The 22,944-nt window shown below is 66.9% G+C and carries 17 protein-coding genes; 16 read left to right on the top strand and 1 reads right to left on the bottom strand.

Features of this window, described 5'->3' with window-relative positions:
* Positions 1–176: 176 nt before the first annotated feature.
* From NUU27_RS11555 to NUU27_RS11525, 7 genes are all read left to right on the top strand, one after another.
* A complete protein-coding gene (locus NUU27_RS11555; protein ID WP_257762255.1) occupies positions 177–1,982 on the top strand; it encodes a DEAD/DEAH box helicase in 1,806 nt (601 codons plus the stop codon).
* Between the two features lie 131 nt (positions 1,983–2,113).
* Complete coding sequence (locus NUU27_RS11550) at positions 2,114–3,280, top strand: diphosphate--fructose-6-phosphate 1-phosphotransferase (RefSeq protein ID WP_257762254.1); 1,167 nt, start codon at positions 2,114–2,116, stop codon at positions 3,278–3,280.
* A gap of 239 nt (positions 3,281–3,519) precedes the next feature.
* Positions 3,520–4,722, top strand: coding sequence for a CmlA/FloR family chloramphenicol efflux MFS transporter (gene cml / locus NUU27_RS11545; protein WP_257762253.1), 1,203 nt, complete (start codon positions 3,520–3,522; stop codon positions 4,720–4,722).
* A 123-nt stretch (positions 4,723–4,845) separates the two neighbouring features.
* A complete protein-coding gene (locus tag NUU27_RS11540; protein WP_257762252.1) occupies positions 4,846–6,384 on the top strand; it encodes a sensor histidine kinase in 1,539 nt (512 codons plus the stop codon).
* Positions 6,381–6,980, top strand: coding sequence for a response regulator transcription factor (locus NUU27_RS11535; protein WP_257762251.1), 600 nt, complete (start codon positions 6,381–6,383; stop codon positions 6,978–6,980). The genes NUU27_RS11540 and NUU27_RS11535 overlap by 4 nt, the downstream gene beginning before the upstream one ends.
* Before the next feature lie 98 nt (positions 6,981–7,078).
* On the top strand, positions 7,079–7,561 hold the full coding sequence (locus tag NUU27_RS11530; protein ID WP_257762250.1) for a heme-binding protein: 483 nt from the start codon (positions 7,079–7,081) through the stop codon (positions 7,559–7,561).
* A gap of 80 nt (positions 7,562–7,641) precedes the next feature.
* Entirely contained in the window at positions 7,642–8,316 is a 675-nt protein-coding gene (locus NUU27_RS11525) for an ankyrin repeat domain-containing protein (RefSeq protein WP_257762249.1), read from the top strand.
* 43 nt (positions 8,317–8,359) lie between these two features.
* On the opposite strand, the gene NUU27_RS11520 is transcribed toward NUU27_RS11525, so the two are convergent.
* Complete coding sequence (locus NUU27_RS11520; protein ID WP_257762248.1) at positions 8,360–9,241, bottom strand: LysR family transcriptional regulator; 882 nt, start codon at positions 9,239–9,241, stop codon at positions 8,360–8,362.
* Positions 9,242–9,464: 223 nt separating this feature from the next.
* On the opposite strand from NUU27_RS11520, the gene NUU27_RS11515 reads away from it, so the two are divergent.
* From NUU27_RS11515 to NUU27_RS11475, 9 genes are all read left to right on the top strand, one after another.
* The gene (locus tag NUU27_RS11515; RefSeq protein ID WP_257762247.1) at positions 9,465–10,961 is read left to right on the top strand and encodes a CoA-acylating methylmalonate-semialdehyde dehydrogenase; all 1,497 of its coding nucleotides are present in this window, start codon (positions 9,465–9,467) and stop codon (positions 10,959–10,961) included.
* Positions 10,962–11,324: 363 nt separating this feature from the next.
* Positions 11,325–12,254, top strand: coding sequence for a branched-chain amino acid ABC transporter permease LivH (locus NUU27_RS11510; RefSeq protein ID WP_257762246.1), 930 nt, complete (start codon positions 11,325–11,327; stop codon positions 12,252–12,254).
* Positions 12,254–13,705: a high-affinity branched-chain amino acid ABC transporter permease LivM gene (livM, locus tag NUU27_RS11505; RefSeq protein WP_257762245.1), complete on the top strand. Its 1,452-nt coding sequence runs from the start codon at positions 12,254–12,256 to the stop codon at positions 13,703–13,705. The genes NUU27_RS11510 and livM overlap by 1 nt, the downstream gene beginning before the upstream one ends.
* A complete protein-coding gene (locus NUU27_RS11500) occupies positions 13,705–15,270 on the top strand; it encodes an ATP-binding cassette domain-containing protein (RefSeq protein ID WP_374566519.1) in 1,566 nt (521 codons plus the stop codon). The genes livM and NUU27_RS11500 overlap by 1 nt, the downstream gene beginning before the upstream one ends.
* A complete protein-coding gene (locus NUU27_RS11495) occupies positions 15,267–16,001 on the top strand; it encodes an ABC transporter ATP-binding protein (protein ID WP_257762243.1) in 735 nt (244 codons plus the stop codon). Before NUU27_RS11500 ends, NUU27_RS11495 begins: the two co-directional genes overlap by 4 nt.
* Entirely contained in the window at positions 16,001–16,357 is a 357-nt protein-coding gene (locus NUU27_RS11490; RefSeq protein WP_257762242.1) for a DUF6867 family protein, read from the top strand. The genes NUU27_RS11495 and NUU27_RS11490 overlap by 1 nt, the downstream gene beginning before the upstream one ends.
* Before the next feature lie 156 nt (positions 16,358–16,513).
* Positions 16,514–17,614 carry a branched-chain amino acid ABC transporter substrate-binding protein gene (locus tag NUU27_RS11485; protein WP_257762241.1) on the top strand — a complete coding sequence of 367 codons (1,101 nt, stop codon included), beginning with the start codon at positions 16,514–16,516 and terminating at the stop codon, positions 17,612–17,614.
* 251 nt (positions 17,615–17,865) lie between these two features.
* A complete protein-coding gene (gene pyc, locus NUU27_RS11480; RefSeq protein ID WP_257762240.1) occupies positions 17,866–21,333 on the top strand; it encodes a pyruvate carboxylase in 3,468 nt (1,155 codons plus the stop codon).
* Positions 21,334–21,735: 402 nt separating this feature from the next.
* Entirely contained in the window at positions 21,736–22,908 is a 1,173-nt protein-coding gene (locus NUU27_RS11475; protein WP_257762239.1) for an MFS transporter, read from the top strand.
* Positions 22,909–22,944: the final 36 nt, after the last annotated feature.

The following is a 22,944-nucleotide window of genomic DNA, read 5'->3' as shown; positions in this document are numbered from 1 at the left end:
GCTAGGCGGCCGGCCGGCTGAACGGCCGGTGGTCGTCGCCGCGCCGAATTTCCCCGCACCTCCTGTACATTTGCTTCCGGCCCGCGTAGGTACGGCGCAAAGCGTCGGCAAAACGCCGCGCCGCGCGCCCACGAAACCATGCGAGGGGCGCGCCTGCCGTTTCCGGAAGAAGACGAATGACTGAATACGAAGGCATAGTTCCGGCGCTTGGCCGGGCATTGGACAAGCGCGGCTATCGGGAGCTGACCCAGGTCCAGAAGGCGGTTCTCGGGATCGAGCCGCGGGGCGCGGATGCGCTCGTTTCCGCGCAGACCGGCTCGGGCAAGACGGTCGCCTTCGGCATCGCGCTGGCGCCGAGCCTGCTCGACGGGCAGGAGCGTTTCGGCCCCGCCGGCGCGCCGCTCGGGCTCGTCGTCGCGCCGACGCGCGAGCTGGCCCTGCAGGTCAAGCGCGAGATCGAATGGCTCTATGCCGAAACGGGGGCGCTCGTCGCCTCCTGCGTCGGCGGCATGGACATCCGCACCGAGCGCCGGGCGCTCGAACGCGGTGCGCACATCGTCGTCGGCACGCCCGGCCGGCTGTGCGACCACATCCGCCGCGATGCGCTCGACATGTCGAACCTGCGCGCGGTGGTGCTCGACGAGGCCGACGAGATGCTCGATCTCGGCTTCCGCGAGGATCTGGAGTTCATCCTCGACGCGGCTCCCGTCGGACGCCGCACGCTGATGTTCTCGGCCACGGTCTCGCGCACCATCGCCAACCTGGCGAAGAACTATCAGCGCGATGCCGTGCGCATCACCACCGCCGCCGAGCAGAAGCAGCACGGCGACATCGACTATCGCGGCTTCCTCGTCCTGCCGCAGGAGCGGGAAAACGCGATCATCAACGTCTTGCGCTATTACGAGGCCAAGAATGCCCTGGTGTTCTGCAACACGCGTGCCACGGTGAACCACGTCACGGCGCGCTTCAACAACCGCGGCTTCTCCGTCGTGGCGTTGTCGGGCGAGCTCAGCCAGAACGAGCGCTCGCATGCCCTGCAGGCGATGCGCGACGGGCGGGCGCGCGTGTGCGTGGCGACCGACGTGGCGGCGCGCGGCATCGACCTGCCCAATCTCGAGTTGGTCGTCCATGCCGACCTGCCGACCAACAGCGAAACGCTCCTGCATCGCAGCGGCCGCACCGGGCGGGCCGGGCGCAAAGGCGTCAGCGCGCTGATCGTGCCGGTCAACGGCCGGCGCCGCGCCGAGCGGCTGCTGCGCGATGCCAGGATCGAGGTCGCATGGGCCAACCCGCCTTCCGCCGAGGCGGTGCTGCGCCGCGACGATGAACGGCTGATGGCCGATGCGAGCCTGGGTGAGCCGGTGCAGGAGAGCGAGGCCGAGATGGTCGGCGCGCTGCTCGCCGAACATGGCGCCGAGCAGGTGGCGGCCGCCTTCATCCGCCTCCAGCGCGGCAGGCTGTCGGCGCCCGAAGACCTTTCCGAGGTGACCATCCATGAGGCCGGCGGGCGCGAGGAGCGCAAGCCGCGCCGCGAGGATTTTTCCGACGGCGCCTGGTTCTCACTCTCCGTCGGCCGCAAGCAGAATGCGGAGCCGCGCTGGCTCGTTCCGCTCCTGTGCCGCGCCGGGGGCATCACCAAGCGGGAGATCGGCGCCATCAGGATTCAGCCGGAGGAGACCTGCGTCGAGATCGATGCCGCCAGCGTCGAGCGTTTCCTGGAAGCGATCGGCCCGCAGGCGATGCTGGAAGGAAGCATCCGCGTCGCGCGTCTTGCCGGCGCGCCGAGCTTTTCCCCGCGCCCCCGTGCAAAGCCGTATGGCGGCAAGGGCGAGCGCAAGCCTTCCGGCAAGCCGCATCGCAAAGGCGGTCAGGAAAGCGCCGAGGCGAGGCCCTGGGGCGGCAAGGGCAAGAAGGCCGGCAGGCCGAACGCCGACAAGCTTGCTGCGGGCGGCAAGAAGAAGGCGCGCAAGAAGTTCGATTAGAGCTGGCCGCGGCCTTCCCGCTTTGCTGAACCGGGAGGGCCGACCGCCGCGGTTTCGCGCATTTTGCCTTTCCCCGGGTCTGCCTCCCATGCCATGCTTGGGCGGTTCCCACCGCAGAGAGGACGTCCGGTATGAGCGTAACAATCGTCATCGCGCAGGGCGGCGGGCCGACCGCCGTCATCAACCAGACCGTGGTGGGTGCAACGCTGGAGGCGCGCCGGCGTTATCCCGGTTCGCGCGTGCTCGGCGCGCTGCATGGTGTGCGCGGGGTGCGCGACGGCCGCTTCGTCACCCTGTCCGATCTGCCGGAGGCGGAGCTCATGCGCATCGCCGCGACGCCCAGCGCCGCCCTCGGCTCGACGCGTGACAAGCCGGACGCGGCCTATTGCGAGACGATCATGAAAGGGCTGAAGGGGGTCGGCGCGGACGCCTTCATCAACATCGGCGGCAACGACACCTCCGGCACGCAGGCCATCCTGCGCGATGCCTCCGGCGGCGGCATGACCTTCATGCACGCGCCCAAGACCATCGACAACGACCTGATGGAGAGCGACCACACGCCGGGCTTCATCTCCGCCGCCGAGATGGTGGCGGGTGCCTTCCTCAGCGTCGATCTCGACTTCCGCGCCCTGCCGGGCATCTATGTCGGCATCGTCATGGGCCGCCATGCCGGCTTTCTCACCGCCTCGGGCGCCGCCTGGACGCTGGACGAGGAAAGCGGTCCGCATCTCATCTACGTGCCGGAGCGCCCGTTCGAGCGCAAGCGCTTCATCGACGACGTCAAGACCGTGTTCCACCGGCGCGGGCGCTGCATCGTCGCCATGTCGGAGGGCGTTGCCGACGCCGAGGGGCGGTCGCTGGTCGAAACGCTGGTGCCGCCGGAATTGCAGGAGCGCGACGCGCACGGCAATCTCAAATTGTCCGGCAGCGATCTCGGCCAGGCCATTGAGCGCATCCTGGCCGAGGACATGCCCGGCCGCCGCGCCCGTGTCGACACGTTCGGCTATCTGCCGCGCGGCAACATCGCCACCGTCAACGGCACGGATGCGCGCGAGGCTTTCGAGGCCGGCGCCTTCGCCGTTGCCTCCATCGAACAGGGCGACGGTTCCGTGGCCCTAGAGTTCGACGGCGAGAAGACGGTCTGCCGGGCGGTCGATCTCAATGCGGTGGCCGGCAAGACGCGGGTCATGCCGGACGATTTCCTGCATCTCCACGAGAACAGGATCTCGGACACGGGTCGCGCCTATTTCGAGCGGCTCTTGCCGCGGCGCTACGATCCGGCCAGACCGTTCGTCTGAGACGCCGCCGCTTTGTGCGGCAGGGCGATGCTGTTGCCCTGGCCGTGCCGCGCTGGTAGACACGGTTTTTCAAAACCTGAAGATTGCAACCCGCGAAGGGCATGACCATGGGATCCAAGACGTCAGACCGGTAAGCCGCAACAACGCTTCTTGTTGTTGCGGCAGTCTGTTCGGACCCCGATCCCGGATCGTGAGGCAGGCCGCCGCCGAATGTTCATCACTCGAGCGGATGCTTTCCCATGCTTACTCGAAACCCACGGCTGTGGACCCACAGCCTGCCGGTGGCGCTGGTGCTGCTGGCACCCTTCAACCTCCTTGCCTCGCTCGGCATGGATATCTACCTGCCGGTCGTCCCGGCGATGCCCGGCATTCTGAACACGACGCCGGCCGTGGTCCAGCTCACGCTGACCTTCTACATGATCATGCTCGGCGTCGGGCAGATCGTGTTCGGCCCGCTGTCGGACCGCCTGGGCCGGCGCCCGGTGCTGATCGGCGGCGCCGTCGTCTTTGCGGCCTGCTCGTTCGCCCTCGCGGCAACCTCGTCGGCCTATCCGTTCGTGGCGCTGCGTCTTTTGCAGGCGGTCGGGGCGTCGGCGATGCTGGTCGCCCTGTTCGCCACGGTGCGCGACGTCTATGCCGACCGGCCGGAGAGCGCTCTCGTCTACAGCCTGATGAGCGCCATGCTGGCCTTCGTGCCGGCGCTCGGCCCGATCGTGGGAGCGCTCATCGTCAACGCGTTCGGATGGCGCGGCGTCTTCATCGCCCTGGGCGCGCCGGCCGTCGCGATGCTGGCGCTGGTGCTGCCGCAATGGCATGAGACGCGGCCCCGCAACGCTGCGCCGCGCGGGACGGGCTTCCGCCCGGTGTTCGCCAGCATGGCGTTCTGGACCTACACCATGGCGTTCGGCACGGCGATGGGGGCGTTCTTCGTCTTCTTCTCCACCGCGCCGCGTGTCCTGATGGAAGGGGCGGGGCTGACGGAGCTGGAGTTCAGTCTGGCTTTTGCCACCGTGGCCCTGGTTATGATCGCCACGACGCGCTTTGCCAGGCGGTTCGTCGAGCGCTGGGGGATCGCGGGGAGCGTGCGGCGTGGCATGGCGCTGTTCATCCTCGGGGCGGGTCTCCTGATGCTCGGACAACTCGTCCTGGCGCCTTCCTTCCTGCCCTTCATCGTGCCGATGTGGCTGGTGGCTGTCGGCATCGTCTTCACCACCTCCGTCACCGCCAACGGTGCGTTGCAGGCGTTCGGCGAGATCGCGGGGACGGCGGTCGCGCTGCATTTCTGCATCCAGAGCCTGATCGTCGGCGTGATCGGAACCTCGTTCGTCGTGCTCCTGGACGGCGATACCGCCTGGCCGCTGGCCGCATATGTGGCGGCGATGGCGACGGTCACTCTCCTTGCGCAGCTGCGCCTCGGGCGCGGTGCCACCCGGCGGTCGTGACCGCATTCCACGGCGGGCGTCCCCCGTCCGCCGTGGTCGTCGAGAGCGCCGGCATGTCGGCTGCCGGCACGGGCCCGCCCGCAAAGGGCTTGGACGCGGCGTGCGAACTGGTAACTTGTCCCGATGATACGCGACGGTCGCCACATCGGCGGGGTTCGGCTATGGCCGATCCTGCTCTGGGTCCTGCTCCTGCTTCTGGCCGGCGGGGCGCTGGCGGCCTACCAGCGGCTGACCCTGGTCTCGGAGCTCGGGCAGGAGAGCACCATCCTCCACCGGCTGGTGTCCCAGCGGGCCGATCAGCACGACGCGCACATGACGGCATTGTCGGCAATCGCGGTCGCCGGCGAGGGGCGCAGGGCCGATCTGTTTCTCGATGTCGCGGCCACCATCACCCGCTTCTATCCGCGCATCGACAACGTGCAGCTGGTGCCGCTTGCTGAACGGCAGGCGACGATCGGTATCGGATCTCTCCCGCCTGCCGTGGCCGAGGAGATCCGCAACGCCGCGCGCTCCTCCGACGGGCGGATCGTACTGCTCGCCCGCACGGAGCGGCCGAACCATTACATGATGGTCAAGCGCAGCCCCAACACGGATGCCGCGCTCTACGGGCTCGCGCTGGGGATCGACGCCGGCAGGCTGATCGGCGAAGCGGGGCCGTTCTGGTCGCGTCCGAGCGTTTCCCTTCGCCTGTCGCTGCCGGGCGGCGAGAGCCTTTATGGCCCGGCCGTGCTACCGTCCTCGGCCCGCTTCTCCAAGCCGCTGGGCAGCGCCTCGCAGCCGCTCCTTCTGGAAACCGGGATGGAGATCGGGTTCGCCGATCTCTTCCCGCCCTTGCGAACCGCCCTCGTCGCCGCTGCCGTCAGCCTGCTTTATCTCGCGGCGCTGGCGGTCTTCCGCCAGCGCGCCCGCACGCGCGCCGCCATGCGGCAGGCGCGGCTCAGCACGGTGGAGGCGCGCCTTGCCCATGCTTCGCGGGTCAACGCGCTCGGCGAGATGGCCAGCGGCCTGGCGCACGAGCTCACGCAACCGCTGACCGCGATCCTCGCGCAGGCCCAGGCGGGGCGCAGGCTGCTCGGTCGCGGCGACGCAGCGGCTCTGGAAGCGGTGCTCGAAGACACGGTGACCCAGGCGCGCCGGGCATCCGGCATCCTCGAGCGGTTTCGCGACTGGTCGCGCCCGCAACGCGCCGCCCCGTCTGCCTTCGACCTGCGCGAGGCGATCGGCAATGTCGAGGCCCTGATGGCGCAAGCGACCAAGCCGGGCGGCGTGCGGCTGGAGCTCGACATGCCGCGAACACCCGTCCTGGTCGTCGCCGATCCCGTCGAGATGGAGCAGGTGGTGTTCAACCTCGTGCGCAACGCCGTCGAGGCGCTGGAGGGGGCCGACGGGCCGGGCCGGGTGACGGTCGCGCTCGCGCTGGACGGGACCCGGGCCGTGCTGGAGGTCGCCGACAACGGGCCGGGTGTCAGGGACGATCTGCGCCGGCGGCTCTTCACGCCGTTCACGACCACCCGGACCGGCGGGACGGGGCTCGGCCTGGCGCTCAGCCAGCGCCTCGTGGAGCGCGCCGGCGGCGAGATTTCCCTGGTCGATGGCGGGTCGGGGGCGAAGTTCCGCGTCGTCCTGCCGAGCGCCGACGCGATGAAGGAGGCCGCACAATGACCTGTCCCGTCTATCTGGTGGACGACGACGATGCGGTGCGCAGCGCGCTCGGCCTCCTCCTGTCGACGGTGGGGATCAAGGTCACGGGCTTTGCCGATCCGCAGGCGTTTCTGGCCCGGGTCGGGCAGCTTGAGCCCGGGTGCCTCGTTCTCGACATCCGCATGCCGCTGATCTCGGGATTGAAGCTGCAGGAGCGGCTGGCGGAGCAGGGGGTGGACTGGCCGACGATCGTCATCTCCGGCCATGGCGACATCGAGGCCTGTCGCAGGGCCTTCCACAACGGTGCGATCGATTTCCTGTCCAAGCCGGTCGACGAGCAGGATCTGATCGATGCGATCCAGCGCGGCCAGGAGGCGCTGGAGAAAAGCCTGCGTGGCCGCGCCGAGAAGGCGGAGACGCAGGCGCTCCTCGCCGCGCTCACCGCCCGCGAACGGGAGATCCTCGACCGCGTCGCCGAGGGATACACCACACGGCAGATCGCCGAGGGGCTCGGCCTGTCTCCGCGCACGGTGGAAAGCCATCGCGCCGCCATCGGCGCCAAGCTGGGCACCACCTCGCAGGCGGAACTGACCCGCATCTGGCTCGAAGGGCGGTAGAGGTCTCCGTAGAACTACGGACCGCCGTGCAAACCCTACGAATGTTGCGCGCGGCGCGCCGGCGTTAGCTTTTCTCCACCGAAGAAAAGGAGATCCCGATGATCCGTGAATTCGTGTTTGCAGCTTCCGTCCTCGCCCCTGCCGCAGTGGTCGCGCAGGAGCTTCCGCAAGCTCCCTACCTGCCGCTCGACATGGCCGTGACGGCCGCCCAGACGGCGCTCAACGCATGCGCCGCCGAAGGGCACAATGTGAGCGTTGCGGTGGTGGCGCGCGACGGGGCGACCAAGGTGCTGCTCAAGGCGGACCAGTCCGGCCCGCACACCGCCGACAGCGCCAAGGGCAAGGCCTTTGCCTCGGCGGCGATGGGCCGCGACACCGCGGGGCTCGCCGAGTTCATCAGCGCCAATCCGCAGAATGCCGGCCTGCGCGACATGGATGCGCGTCTGGTGATCCAGGCAGGGGGCCTGCCGGTCAGGATCGGCGGCGCTCTCGTCGCCGGCATCGGCGTCGGCGGTGCGCCGTCGGGCGATATCGACGCCACCTGCGCGCGCGCCGGGCTGGACGCCATCGGCGCCGAATGAGCCGCAATGGCCAGACCGGTGGTCCATCCGTCCGGATCGGACCGCCAGCGCGGGCCACAGCCAATGGAGAGGCTTTCGCCATGCTTCGAACGATCCTCATTCCTGCACTTCTCGCACTCGCCTTCCCGGTTCACGCGCAGACAGCGCCGTCGAGCGCGGAGATCGCTGCCTTCACCGGGCTGCATGACGCGGCCCAGCGCGGCGATGTCGAAGACATCCGCCGGCTTGCCGGCACGGCGATTGATGTCAACGGGCGCGACGGCCGAGGCCGCACGCCGGCCCATGTCGCGGCGTTCGCCTCGCATGAGGAGGCGCTGCGTGCCCTCGCCGAAGCGGGCGCTAACATGAACGCGCTGGAGGGCCAGGCCTATGACGTGGTGACCATCGCCGCGGTCGCGGACGATCCGGAACTCATGTCGCTCGCCATCGAGCTCGGCAACGAGCCGGGGCTGGTCACCAGCCCGTACGACGGAACGGCGCTGATCGCCGCCGCCCATCTCGGGCACGTCGAGGTGGTCCGACGCCTGATCGCTGCCGGCGCGCCGCTCGACCACGTCAACAATCTCGGCTGGACCGCCCTGATCGAAGCGGTGATCCTCGGCGATGGCGGTGCGGACCATCAGCAGGTCGTCCGCCTGCTGCTCGATGCCGGCGCGGACCGGTCGATCGCCGACCGCGACGGGGTGACGCCGCTGGAGCACGCCCGTTCGCGGGGCTATTCGCAGATGGTCGAGATGCTGGAGCGGGCCAGCTAGCGCTTCTTTTGCTTGAAGCGGCGGGGCCGATGCGCCGTCCCGTTCACACGAAGCGCTGCCGCTCCTTCTCCACCAGCTCGCCGATGAAGGCGGCGGCGGCCTGGATGCGGCGGGTCGGGCGCATCGATTCGTGGTAGACGAGCCAGTAGCTGCGGCGGATCGGCCCGGCCCAGCCGAGCGGCACCAGGTCGTCATGGCCGCGCGCGATAAAGGTGTGCAGAATGCCGATGCCGGTGCCCGCGCGCACCGCCTCCACCTGGCCCATGGCCGAGGACACGGCGAAATCGGCGCGCCAGTTCTCCCAGATTTCGGTTCCGTAATCGAGCGTCGGGCTGAACACCAGGTCCGGCACGTAGCCGACCAGCCGGTGCGCGGCGAGCTCGCCGGCGCCCTTCGGCAGGCCGTGCTCGGCGGCGTAGGCCCTGGAGGCGTAGAGGCCGAGCGTGTAGTCGACCAGCTTGGCGGCGACGAGCCGCCCTTCTGTCGGCCGGTCGACGGTGATGGCGATGTCGGCCTCGCGCCGCGACAGGGAGAAGGAGCGCGGCACCGGCACGAGCTGCACCGCAAGGCCGGGATGGCGGGCGGTCAGCGCACCCAGCCGCGATGCCAGGAAGGCGACGCCGAAGCCGTCGGGCGCGCCGATGCGCACCGTGCCGGTCACGTCCTCGCTTTCGCCGGCGATCTCGGCACGGGCGGCGATCATGTCGGCCTCCATGCGCTCGGCCGTCGCCAGCAACTGCTCGCCCGCCGCGGTCAGCTCGGTGCCCGTCGTCAGGCGATGGAACAGCTTGGCGCCGACGGCCTCCTCCAGCGCCGCCACCCGCCGTGAGACGGTGGCGTGGTTCAGCTCCAGCCGCCTTGCCGCCCCCAGGATCTGGCCGGCACGCGCCACGGCCAGGAAAATCCGCACGTCGTCCCAGTTCATCTGTCCTCTCAGTGGTCTGATCCACAAGTTGTTGATCTGGTGGGATCATTTTTCCCAACGGATGGGTACCATCTGTTGGAATCGCACCATTGGATAAGCAATTTTCGCACCGAACATTATATGTTTGCATTAAATTTTGCACAACGGCTGCTTTTTCCCTCGCGTTGCAAAGGCGGCCGTGAAGCGGGACAATGCGAAAAATTCCAAACCAGGGAGATGCCTCATGGAGGAGATCGGTCATTTCATCGGCGGCAAGCGTGTCGCCGGCACCAGCGGGCGCAGTCAGGACGTGATGCAGCCCATGGACGGTTCGGTGCGCGGCAGGGTCGCCCTGGCGAGCGCCGCCGAAGTGCGCGCCGCGGTGGAGAACGCCAAGGCCGCGCAGGTCGGCTGGGCGAGGACCAACCCGCAGCGCCGCGTGCGCGTGCTCATGAAGTTCCTCGACCTCGTGCACCGCGAATATGACGCGCTCGCCGAGCTTCTGGCGCGCGAGCACGGCAAGACCATTCCCGACGCCAAGGGCGACATCCAGCGCGGCCTCGAGGTGGTGGAGGTGTGCATCGGCGCCCCGCACATGATGAAGGGCGAGTACACGGAAGGCGCCGGCCCCGGCATCGACGTCTACTCCATGCGCCAGCCGCTCGGCGTCGTCGCCGGCATCACGCCGTTCAACTTCCCCGCCATGATCCCGCTGTGGAAGATCGCTCCGGCGCTCGCCTGCGGCAACGCCTATGTGCTGAAGCCGTCGGAGCGCGATCCGGGCGTGCCGATGCGCATCGCCGAGCTGTTTATCGAGGCGGGCCTGCCGGAAGGCGTCCTCAATGTCGTCAACGGCGACAAGGAGGCCGTCGACGCCATCCTCGACGATCCGGACATCAAGGCGGTCGGCTTCGTCGGCTCGACGCCGATCGCGCAGTACATCTATGGCCGCGCCACCGCCAACGGCAAGCGCGCCCAGTGCTTCGGCGGCGCCAAGAACCATCTGATCATCATGCCCGACGCGGACATGGACCAGACGGTCGACGCGCTGATCGGCGCCGGCTACGGCTCGGCCGGCGAGCGCTGCATGGCCGTCTCGGTCGCCGTGCCCGTCGGCAAGGAGACCGCCGACCGGCTGGTCGAAAAGCTCATCCCGCGCGTCGAGAGCCTCAAGGTCGGCCCGTCGACCGATGCCTCGGCCGATTTCGGCCCGCTGGTGACGGCGCAGGCGCTGGAGCGCGTCAAGGGCTATGTCGATCTCGGCGTGAAGGAAGGCGCCAAGCTGCTGGTCGACGGCCGCGGCTTCAAGATGCAGGGCTACGAGAACGGCTACTATATGGGCGGCTGCCTGTTCGACAACGTCACCAAGGACATGCGCATCTACAAGGAAGAGATCTTCGGGCCGGTCCTCTCCGTCGTGCGCGCCAACACCTATGAGGAGGCGCTGGCGCTGCCCAACGACCACGAATACGGCAACGGCGTCGCCATCTTCACGCGTGACGGCGATGCGGCACGCGATTTCGCCGCGCGCGTCGAGGTCGGCATGGTCGGCGTCAACGTGCCCATCCCGGTGCCGATCGCCTATTATACTTTCGGAGGGTGGAAGGCTTCCGCCTTCGGCGATCTGAACCAGCATGGGCCGGATGCGTTCCGATTCTACACCAAGACCAAGACGGTCACTTCGCGTTGGCCGTCGGGCGTCAAGGACGGTGCGGAGTTCGTCATTCCGACCATGAATTAAGCGGCTTTTCCGCACCATTCGAACAACCGCTGCCTGCCCGCATCGCACGACGATGCGGGCATTTTCACATCCCGCGCAGCATCGGCGATTTTATCGCAAATTTGCAATAATCATGCGCGGATATGGTAGAACGCCGCCTAAATCCCCGAATTTTTCGTGAAATCGCGCCCTCATCGCAATGACATTGCATCGGGCAGGTGCTAGCTTCCCGCGTCAATAGGAGCCGGAGCAACCGGCCCGTGGTGCGAAAACCGGCCGTGGAAAATTTGGCGTTGCAATCGAGCGTCAATTCTCTACGACTAAAAGGGGAAAAGAATAAGAAATGCGCTCGCGGAGCGACATTTCAGGGGAGTTGCTTATCACATGGAATATTTCGTCCAGCAGCTTATCAACGGGCTGACGCTGGGTTCCATCTACGGGCTGATCGCCATCGGTTACACGATGGTTTACGGCATCATCGGAATGATCAACTTCGCCCATGGCGACGTCTTCATGATCGGTTCGTTCATCGCGCTGGCGATGTTCCTGGTCCTGACGACGGTGCTGGGCTTCACGTTCCTGCCCGTGGTGCTGCTCATCGTTCTCATCATCGCGATGCTGTTCACGTCCGCCTGGGGATGGACGGTCGAGCGCCTGGCCTACAGGCCCTTGCGCGGCTCCTTCCGCCTCGCGCCGTTGATCACCGCCATCGGCATGTCGATCGTGCTGCAGAATTTCGTGCAGATCACGCAGGGGGCGCGCGTCAAGCCGCTGCCGCCGCAGATCCGCGGCGGCGTCACACTGATGGAGGGGTCGACCGAGGCCGGCACCATCGTCGTCCAGATGTCCTATATGCAGATGATCATCATCGTCACGACCATCGTGCTGATGGCGGGCTTCACCCTTCTGATCTCGCGCACGCCGCTCGGCCGCGCCCAGCGCGCCTGCGAGCAGGACCGCAAGATGGCCGCCCTGCTCGGCATCAATGTCGACCGCACCATCTCGCTGACCTTCGTGATGGGGGCGGCGCTGGCCGCCGTGGCCGGCCTGATGTTCCTGCTGCTTTACGGCGTGATCGATTTCTACATCGGCTTCCTGGCTGGCGTTAAGGCGTTCACCGCCGCCGTGCTCGGCGGCATCGGCTCGCTGCCGGGCGCCATGCTGGGCGGGCTTCTGATCGGCCTGATCGAGGTCTTCTGGTCCGGCTATTTCTCCGTGGAATACAAGGACGTGGCGGCCTTCTCCATCCTCGCCATCGTGCTGATATTCCTGCCATCCGGCCTGCTCGGCCAACCGGAAGTGGAGAAGGTCTGATGGCTGGCAACACCAACGCACCCACCTCCGACATCACGCCCGTGGGGGCGCAGGCGGAGGCGGAAGCCCGCCGCCTGTCGACGGCCCCCGGGGGCCAGCGCGATCCGAACTCCTTCGCCGAATCGGTCAAGGATGCGCTGGCCGCGGCCTTCCTCGCCGGCGTCCTCGGCTTCTTCTTCATCGGCATCCGCACCGACATCGCGCCGGGCGGCCTCGACCTCAAGATGCGCTGGGGGGCGTGGATCGTGTCGATCCTCATCGTCTTTGCCGGCCGTCTGCTGCTCAACCTGTTTGTCTACAAGACGCACAGGCCCGTCACGCGGCGCATGAAGGTCAAGGCCCCGGGCTCGGGCGATGCTGCCGACCAGGTGGCGAAATGGCTGAAGCGCGCGCTGCTCGCCTTCGCGCTGATCCTGCCCTTCTTCTTCACGATCTTCTTCCCCAACAAGGACCGCCAGTTCATCGACCTGGCCATCCTGATCATGACCTACATCATGCTCGGCTGGGGCCTGAACATCGTCGTCGGCCTCGCCGGCCTGCTCGATCTCGGATACGTCGCCTTCTACGCGGTCGGCGCCTATTCCTTCGCGCTGCTCGCCCAGTATTTCGGCTTCGGCTTCTGGCTCGCCCTGCCGCTCGCCGGCATCCTGGCGGCGTCCTGGGGGCTGATCCTGGGCTTCCCGGTTCTGCGGTTGCGCGGCGATTATCTTGCCATCGTCACGCTGGCCTTCGGCGAGATCATCCGCGTGGTGCTGCTCAACTGGTATGAGTTCACCAATGGCCCGGACGGCATTTCGGGCATTCCGAAACCCACCTTCTTCGGCCTGGAACTGAAGCGCGGCGAGGGCGGTTTCGCCGATTTCTTCGGCATCGCCTACGATCCGATCCAGCGCTTCATCTTCCTCTACTACATCATCCTGGTTCTCGCACTGATCACCAATTTCGTGACGTTGCGGCTTCGCCGCCTGCCCATCGGGCGGGCCTGGGAGGCGCTGCGCGAAGACGAGATCGCCTGCCGTTCGCTCGGCATCAACACCCGCAACACAAAGCTGACGGCCTTCGCCATCGGCGCCATGTTCGGCGGCTTCGCCGGCTCGTTCTTCGCCACGCGGCAGGGCTTCATCTCGCCGGAGAGCTTCACCTTCCTGGAATCGGCCATCATCCTGGCGATCGTCGTTCTCGGCGGCCTCGGCTCGCAGATCGGCGTCGTGATCGCCGCCGTGGTGATGATCGGCGGCATCGAGCTTCTGCGCAATCTGGGCTTCCTGCAGCAGGTCTTCGGCGGCGGGTTCGATCCCGTGCAGTACCGCATGCTGATCTTCGGCCTTGCCATGGTGCTGATCATGGTCTGGAAACCGCGCGGCCTGGTCTCGACACGCGAACCTTCCGCCGTCCTCAAGGAAAAGAAGCGCATTGGCGCCGATCTGGTGGCTCAGGGCGAGGGACACTGATGAACGCGGCGACGAACATGACAACCATCGACGAGACGGCGCCGAACTGGGATCGCGATCCCGTCCTCAGCGTCGAGCACCTGACCATGCGATTCGGCGGCCTCGTGGCCGTCGGCGACCTCTCCTTCAATGTCGGGCGCGGCGACATCACCGCGCTGATCGGCCCCAACGGGGCCGGCAAGACGACGGTCTTCAACTGCGTGACGGGCTTCTACAAGCCCACCGAAGGGCGCATCGTCATGCGCCACGGCCCCGGCCGGCAGGAGGCGACGGTCGGGGAGGTGACGGCCAGCGGCCTGAAGTGGAAGAGCTCCGGCGACGGCTCGGTCTTCCTGCTCGAACGCATGCCCGACCATGAGATCTCGCACAAGGCCCGGGTGGCGCGCACCTTCCAGAACATCCGCCTGTTCGGCGGGATGACGGTGCTCGAAAACCTGCTGGTCGCCCAGCACAACACGCTGATGGTGGCTTCCGGGTTCTCCATCGGCGGCATTCTCGGCCTGCCAAGCTACAAGAAAGCGCAGGACGAGGCGATCCAGAAGGCGGTCTACTGGCTCGAGCGCACGCATCTCATCGACCGCGCCGACGATCCGGCGGCCGATCTTCCCTATGGCGCCCAGCGACGGCTGGAGATCGCCCGTGCCATGTGCATCGGACCGCAGCTCCTGTGCCTCGACGAGCCGGCGGCGGGTCTCAACCCGCGCGAATCGGCCGAACTCAACAACCTGCTCAAATACATCCGCGACGAGCACCAGGTGTCCGTGCTTTTGATCGAGCACGACATGGGCGTGGTGATGGAGATTTCCGACCATGTCGTGGTGCTCGACTACGGCGTCAAGATCTCCGACGGCTCCGCCGGATCCGTGAAGTCGGATCCGAAAGTCATTGCCGCCTATCTCGGCGTCGACGAGGAGGCCGAGATCGACGTGCCGGAAGTGCGCAAGGACGTCAAGAAGGTGGAGCAGGAAGAGGCCGCTGCCGAGCCCGCCAGGAAGCCTGCCCGGCAGCGCAAGGCGAGCACTGCGAAGTCCGCTGCCGCGGCGAAGCCGGCAAAGCGCCAGGCGGCGCCTGCCCAGCCGCTGACGGATGCCGGAGCGCAGAGCGGGGCGGCCGCACGACGGGCCGCGCCCAAGGCGAAGCCGGCGGCCGACAAGGCAAAGGCCGCCTCCACGGCTGCGAGCGAGATCAAGATCGCCAACGCGGCCGATTATCCCGGCAAGCAGCCGCACGGCACCAGAAAGCCGCGCGCCGGCGGCGCCAACAATCTCACGCGCATCAAGGGCGTCGGCCCGGCCAACGAGAAGAAGCTCAACGCGCTCGGCATCTGGCATTTCGACCAGGTGGCGGCCTGGAAGAAAGCCGAGATCGAGTGGGTCGGTGCCTATCTGTCCTTCCCCGGCCGCATCGAGCGCGAGGAATGGGTGAAGCAGGCCAAGGTTCTGGCCAGGGGCGGCGAGACGGAATTCTCCAAGCGCGTCGACAAGGGCGAGGTGCCGACCAGCGTTCCGGGCAAGCGGGGCGCGCAGCCGAAGAAGAAGACCACCGCTAAGGGAGGCAAGGCATGAACGGCGCGGCTGAACTGCTGCTCTCGGTGCGCGGCGTCGAGACCTATTACGGCAACATCGTCGCCCTGCGCGGTGTCGACCTCGACGTGCATCGCGGCGAGATCGTCACGATGATCGGCGTCAACGGAGCCGGCAAGTCGACACTGATGATGACCATCTGCGGCGATCCGCGGGCGCGTACCGGACAGATCGTCTATGACGGCAAGGACATCACGCAGATGCCGACGCACGAGATCGTCAGCCACGGCATCGCCCAGTCGCCGGAAGGCCGTCGCATCTTTCCGCGCATGACGGTTCTAGAGAATCTCCAGATGGGCGCGGCGCTGGTGGATCCGTCGCTGTTCGACGAGGATCTGGCCAAGGTCTTCAAGCTGTTCCCGCGTCTCAAGGAGCGCATCGGCCAGCGCGGCGGCACGCTTTCGGGCGGCGAGCAACAGATGCTGGCGATCGCCCGGGCGCTGATGAGCCGGCCGAAGCTGCTGTTGCTCGACGAGCCCTCGCTTGGCCTTGCGCCGCTCATCGTCAAGCAGATCTTCGACGCGATCCGAGAGCTCAACGAGAAGGAAGGCCTGACCGTCTTCCTGGTCGAGCAGAACGCCTTCCACGCGTTGAAGCTCGCCCATCGCGGCTATGTCATGGTCAATGGCGTCATCACCATGAGCGGCACCGGTGCGGAACTGCTCAAGAAGGAAGAGGTACGCGCCGCGTATCTGGAAGGCGGGAGGCACTGATGGAGCACCAGAACACCCTGATCTGGGAAGTCACTTTCTGGGAATTCTTCTTCGTCACCCTGCTTCTGGCCGGCAGCGCCGCCTATCTCACGGGGCGCGCCATGGCGCGCGCCTGGCAGGGAGACGCGCAACTCGCCTTCTACATCGTGCTTTTGGCCGCGGCGACGCGGTTCATCCATTTCGCGTTGTTCGAGGGCACGCTGCTTTCCCTGCAATACTACGTCGTCGACCTGATCGCTCTGCTGATCATCGCCTTCATCGGCAAGCGGATCACGAGAGCCGGGCAAATGTCGACACAGTACAGTTTCGAATATCAGCGCAGCGGGCCGCTCGGCTGGCGGCGCACAGGTGCCTGAGATTCACGATTAACGGGTATGAAGCCTTTATTTCTCTTTTGAATTGGGCTTTCATGCCGGTTAAGCGGGCCGCCAAGCCCGCGCGGGCCAAACCGGAAAACCGAACACCATTTCCGGAGAGCCAAGGGAACTTCTGGTGTTTTTAAGGGAGTAATCATGAAAAAGGCACTTATGGCTGGCGCAGCACTCAGCCTCATGATGACCGGGTCCGCCTGGGCGGACATCACGATTGCCGTCGCCGGTCCCATGACGGGTCAGTACGCTTCGTTCGGCGAGCAGATGAAGGCGGGCGCCGAGCAGGCGGTTGCCGACATCAACGAGGCGGGCGGCGTCAACGGCGAGATGCTGAAGCTGGAAGTGGGCGACGACGCCTGCGATCCCAAGCAGGCCGTGGCCGTTGCCAATCAATTCGCCGGTTCCGGCGTGGTTTTCGTGGCGGGCCATTTCTGCTCGGGCTCCTCGATCCCGGCTTCTTCGGTCTATGCCGAGGAAGGCATCATCGAGATCTCGCCGGCCTCCACCAACCCGGCCTTCACCGACGAGCGCCCGGGACCGGGCGTCTACCGCGTCTGCGGCCGTGACGACCAGCAGGGCGATGTGGCAGGCAAGTTCCTGGTGGAGAATTTCGCCGACAAGAAGGTCGCCTTCGTTCACGACAAGACCGCTTATGGCAAGGGTCTTGCCGACGCGACCAAGGCCGCCTACGAGGCCGCCGGCGGCAAGCCGGCGCTCTACGAAGCCTACACGGCCGGCGAAAAGGACTACAGCGCCCTCGTCTCCAAGCTGAAGCAGGAAGGCATCGGCGTCCTGTATGTGGGCGGCTATCACACCGAGGCCGGCCTGATGGCCCGCCAGATGCGCGAGCAGGGCATGGACACGATCCTCGTTTCCGGCGACGCGCTGGTGACCGACGAGTATTGGGCCATCACCGGTGAGGCCGGCGAGGGCACGCTGATGACGTTCTCGCCCGATCCGCGCAAGAACGAGATCGCCAAGCCCGTGGTCGACAAGCTGCTCGCCGCCGGCAAGACCGCCGAGGGCTACGCGCTCTACACCTATGCGGCGATCCAGGCCTGGGCCGATGCGGTCAAGACCGCCGGCAGCACCGACTACGACCCGGTCGTCAAGGCGCTCGACGATGGCACGTTCTCGACCGTGCTCGGCGATCTCTCCTTCGACGACAAGGGCGACGTGACGCTGCCCGGCTATGTCTTCTACGAGTGGAAGGACGGCAAGTACGACTATCTCGAGCAGTAGTCGTCAAGACATCGTCTTCGAAGCGGCCCGGCATCTGCCGGGCCGTTTTCGTTTGCGCGGAAGGCGAATGAGGGGCTGCGGCACCCGCACGATCCCGGTGCCCGAACCTCGCGCCCTTTGCCGTGACGTCAAGAACGTTTGCGCTGCAGCATCGTCCGCGCTAATCATGGCGCGTCGTTTTGGCGCGGGGGCGGGAACGCGCGCGCCGAAGGCATGCCGCAGCTTCCATTCACCTTCCCGGAGCCTTGCCAGTGCAGATAAAGAAGATCCTCGTCGCCAACCGTTCCGAAATCGCCATCCGCGTGTTTCGCGCCGCAAACGAACTGGGCATCCGAACGGTCGCCATCTGGGCCGAGGAGGACAAATATTCGCTGCACCGTTTCAAGGCCGATGAATCCTATCAGGTCGGGCGTGGTCCGCATCTTGAGCGCGAGCTCGGCCCGATCGAGAGCTATCTGTCGATCGACGAGGTGATCCGCGTCGCCAGGCTCGCGGGCGCCGATGCCATCCACCCGGGCTACGGCCTTCTGTCGGAAAGTCCGGAATTCGCCGAGGCCTGCGCGGCGAACGGCATCGTCTTCATCGGGCCCAGCCCGGACACGATGCGCCGGCTCGGCAACAAGGTCGCCGCCCGCAACCTCGCCATCGAGGTCGGCGTGCCGGTGGTGCCGGCCACCGAGCCGCTGCCGGACGACATGGCGAAGGTCGCCGAGATGGCCGAGGCGATCGGCTTCCCGGTCATGCTCAAGGCTTCCTGGGGCGGCGGCGGGCGCGGCATGCGCGTCATCCGCAGCGCCAAGGACCTCGCCTCCGAGGTCACGGAGGCCAAGCGCGAGGCGAAGGCGGCCTTCGGCAAGGACGAGGTCTATCTCGAAAAGCTCGTGGAACGCGCCCGCCATGTGGAAGTGCAGGTGCTGGGCGACACGCACGGCAACGCCGTCCATCTGTTCGAGCGCGACTGCTCCATCCAGCGGCGCAACCAGAAGGTCGTCGAACGGGCGCCCGCCCCTTATCTCGACGACGCCCAGCGCGCCGAGCTTTGCGGCTATGCGCTGAAGATCGCCGAGGCGACCGACTATGTGGGCGCCGGCACGGTCGAGTTCCTGATGGATGCCGATACGGGGGCCTTTTACTTCATCGAGGTCAATCCGCGCATCCAAGTGGAGCACACCGTGACCGAGGAGGTCACCGGCGTCGACATCGTCAAGGCGCAGATCCACATCCTGGAGGGCGAGAAGATCGGCGACCCGCGCTCGGGCGTGCCGGCGCAGGCCGACATAAGGCTGAATGGCGACGCGCTCCAGTGCCGCATCACCACCGAGGATCCCGAGCAGAACTTCATTCCCGACTACGGCCGCATCACCGCCTATCGCGGCGCCACCGGCTTCGGCATCCGCCTCGACGGCGGCACGGCCTATTCCGGCGCGGTCATCACCCGTTTCTACGATCCGCTCCTGGAAAAGGTCACCGCCTGGGCGCCGACGCCGCAGGAGGCGATCGCCCGCATGGACCGCGCGCTGCGCGAGTTCCGCATCCGCGGCGTGGCAACGAACCTGACCTTTCTTGAGGCTATCATCAGCCATCCGAAGTTTCGCGACGCCTCCTACACGACGCGCTTCATCGACGAGACGCCGGAGCTCTTCACCCAGGTCAGGCGGCAGGACCGCGCCACCAAGCTCCTGAACTACCTCGCCGACGTGACGGTGAACGGCCATCCGGAGGCGCGCGGCCGCCAGCGGCCCAATGCGGAAGCCGCCGCCCCGCGCGTGCCCTATGTGGATGCGCCGGTGCCGGACGGCGCCAGGCAAAAGCTCGCGGCGCTCGGGCCGGAAGGCTTCGCCAGGTGGATGCGCGGCGAAACGCGCGTGCTCGTCACCGACACCACCATGCGCGACGCCCACCAGTCGCTGCTCGCCACGCGCATGCGCACCTTCGACCTGGCGCGCATCGCCGGCGTCTATGCGCGGGCGCTGCCGCAGCTTCTGTCGCTCGAATGCTGGGGCGGGGCGACCTTCGACGTCGCCATGCGCTTCCTGACGGAGGATCCATGGGAGCGCCTTGCGCTGATCCGCGAGGGGGCGCCGAACCTGCTCCTGCAGATGCTGCTGCGTGGGGCAAATGGCGTCGGCTACACCAACTATCCCGACAATGTCGTCAAGCATTTCGTGAAGCAGGCGGCGGCCGGCGGCATCGATCTCTTCCGCGTCTTCGACTGTCTCAACTGGGTCGAGAACATGCGTGTGGCGATGGATGCGGTCGGCGCCGAAGGCAAGCTCGTCGAGGCGGCCATCTGCTACACTGGCGATATCCTCGACCCCCAGCGCGCCAAATACGACCTCAAATACTATGTCGGGCTGGCCAATGAACTGGAGGCGGCCGGCGCTCACATCATCGCCATCAAGGACATGGCGGGCCTGCTCAAGCCGGCCGCCGCCCGGGTTCTCTTCAAGGCGCTGCGCGAGGCCACCGACCTGCCGCTGCATTTCCACACGCACGACACGTCCGGCATCTCGGCGGCCACGGTGCTTGCGGCCGTCGAAAGCGGCGTCGACGCGGTCGACGCGGCGATGGACGCGCTGTCCGGCAACACCTCGCAGCCCTGCCTTGGCTCCATCGTCGAGGCGCTGAAGGGGGACGAACGCGACACGGGCCTCGACCGCGAATGGGTGCGCCGCATCTCCTTCTACTGGGAGGCGGTGCGCAACCAGTATGCGGCGTTCGAGAGCGACCTGAAGGGTCCGGCCTCCGAGGTCTATCTTCACGAAATGCCGGGCGGCCAGTTCACCAACCTGAAGGAGCAGGCCCGCTCGCTGGGGCTGGAGACGCGCTGGCACGAGGTGGCGCGCGCCTATCACGACGCGAACCAGATGTTCGGCGACATCGTCAAGGTGACGCCGTCCTCCAAGGTGGTGGGCGACATGGCGCTGATGATGGTGTCCCAGGATCTGACGGTCGCCGATGTCGTGAACCCGGACAAGGACATCGCCTTCCCGGACTCGGTGGTCTCCATGTTGCGCGGCGATCTCGGCCAGCCGCCCGCCGGCTGGCCTGCGGCGCTGCAGAAGAAGGCGCTGAAGGGGACGAAGCCGATAACGGTGCGGCCCGGCTCGCTGCTCGATGCGGCGGATCTTGCCGAGGATCGCAAAGCACTGGAGGACAAGCTCGGCCGCAAGGTCGACGAGCGCGAGTTCTCCTCCTGGCTCATGTATCCCAAGGTCTTCACGGATTTCGCCGCCGCTTCGGAAAGCTACGGTCCGGTCAGCGTGCTGCCGACGCCGATCTATTTCTACGGCATGCAGCCGGAGGAGGAGATCTTCGTCGACATCGAGCGTGGCAAGACGCTGGTCATCCGCTGCCTCGCCATCGGCGAGGTGGACGAGAAGGGCATGGTCACCGTGTTCTTCGAGCTCAACGGCCAGCCGCGCCGCGTCAAGGTGCCAGACCGCGCCCACGGGGCTTCCGCCTCGGCGGCGCGGCGCAAGGCCGAGGCGGGCAACGAGGCGCATGTGGGCGCGCCGATGCCGGGCGTGGTCTCGACGCTCGCCGTGGCGCCCGGCCAGGCCATCAAGGCGGGCGATGTCCTGCTTTCCATCGAGGCGATGAAGATGGAGACGGCGCTGCACGCCGAGCGCGACGGCACCATCGCCGAAGTGCTGGTCAAGGCTGGCGACCAGATCGATGCCAAGGACCTGCTGGTGGTGTTCGAGAACGGTGATTGAGGGGCGGGTGTCGCCTCTCATCGTTATCGCCTGCCGGCACTTTCTCCTCCTTTGCGGCAATCGCATATGGCAGCCGCAAGACCGCTCAGTTCTTGGCTTGGGGCCCGGCATTCCACATATCGTTCAGAGTTGATGACGGCTTCCTTCTCCCCGCATGCGGGGAGAAGGGGGGCCTTGACCTTTGCGCATCACCTCCACTCGCGTCACCAGCTCAAAGCTCAGAATTGATGACGGAAACGGCTGCATGGTTCTCGATTGCCTGCCGTTTACCGGGAGAAGGTGAGGATGCGGGATGGCGCCGGCGGGTGTGATTGACGAATCGGCCTTAACCGATTCAAATGCGGCCCGATCGACGATCGCTCCCCGGTTCTTTGCGCCATCTCTTCCTTACGGAGCCTGCGAATGTCCATGCAGAATGCGTCCCTGGGCCGCTGGGCGGTGGCTGCCTGTTTCTTCGTCAACGGGTTCATGGTGGGCAGTTGGGCGCCGCAGATCCCGCTGGTGGTCAGCCGTTTCGGCCTCAGCGAGACGGCGCTCGGCCTGTTGATCCTCGTCTTCGGCTCGGGCGCGGTGGCGGTCATGCCGCTCTGCGGCTATCTGATCGGGCATTTGGGCTCCCGCGCCGTCCTGCGCGTTGCTGCGGTCGTCTGTGCGCTGTCCTTCGCCGGCCTGGCGCTTGCCGCCGAGGTCTGGCAGATGGTGGCAGCGCTCGTCTTCTTCGGGGCGTTTCTCGGCGCGATGGACATCTCCATGAACGCCAACGCGGTCGTCGTGGAACGCGGCCTGCGGCGCGCCGTCATGTCCTCCTCGCACGGCTTCTGGAGCCTTGGCGGCTTCGCGGGCGCCGGCGTCGGCGGTCTGATCGTCGAGCGGTTCGGGCACATGGCGCATGCCGGCCTCGTGGTCGCCTTCGCCTTCCTCATCGTCGTGGCGGCACTGCCTTACCTGATCGTCGAGGAAAAGCCGGCTAAGGCCCATGCGGCCGGCCTGCGGCGCGGCCTGCCGCGCAATCCGCTGGTCTATGTCACGGGTGTCATCGCGCTTTTCTGCATGCTGCCCGAGGGGGCGGTGCTCGACTGGGCGGCCCTCTATCTGCGCCAGGAGATGGGGGCGGGCATCGCCGGGGCGAGCCTGGCCTACACCGCATTTTCCGGAACCATGGCGCTGATGCGGTTTGCCGGCGACGGCCTGCGCAACCGGCTCGGCGCCGTCAGGACGCTGCGCTGGTCGGGGATCGTCGCGACGGTCGGCATGCTGGGCGCCGGCCTTGCGCCGTCGCCGCTCGCCGCCACGCTGGCCTTCGCGCTTGCCGGGCTCGGCATCGCCAATATGGTGCCGATCGTCTTTTCCGCCGCCGGCAACCAGCCCGGCCTGTCGCCGGGCGCGGGCATGAGTGTCGCCACCACCATCGGCTATTCGGGAATGCTGGTCGCCCCCTCGCTGGTGGGGTTCGTCGCCGAAAGAACAGGCTTTGCGCCGATTTTCATCGCCTTTGCGGTGATGCTGGCGGTGGTCCTGTCCATGGCGAACCTGGTCCGCTCGGCCGACACGATCGCTTTGCAGCCGAGCGGGTGAAGGCGGCCCGCCTTTCCAGAGCGTCCTTTGTGCGTC

Source organism: Nitratireductor sp. ZSWI3, from assembly GCF_024655565.1.
Lineage (GTDB): Bacteria > Pseudomonadota > Alphaproteobacteria > Rhizobiales > Rhizobiaceae > Nitratireductor.
Note: the sequence above shows the minus strand (reverse complement) of the source record. Positions and strands in the feature narration are given on the sequence as shown.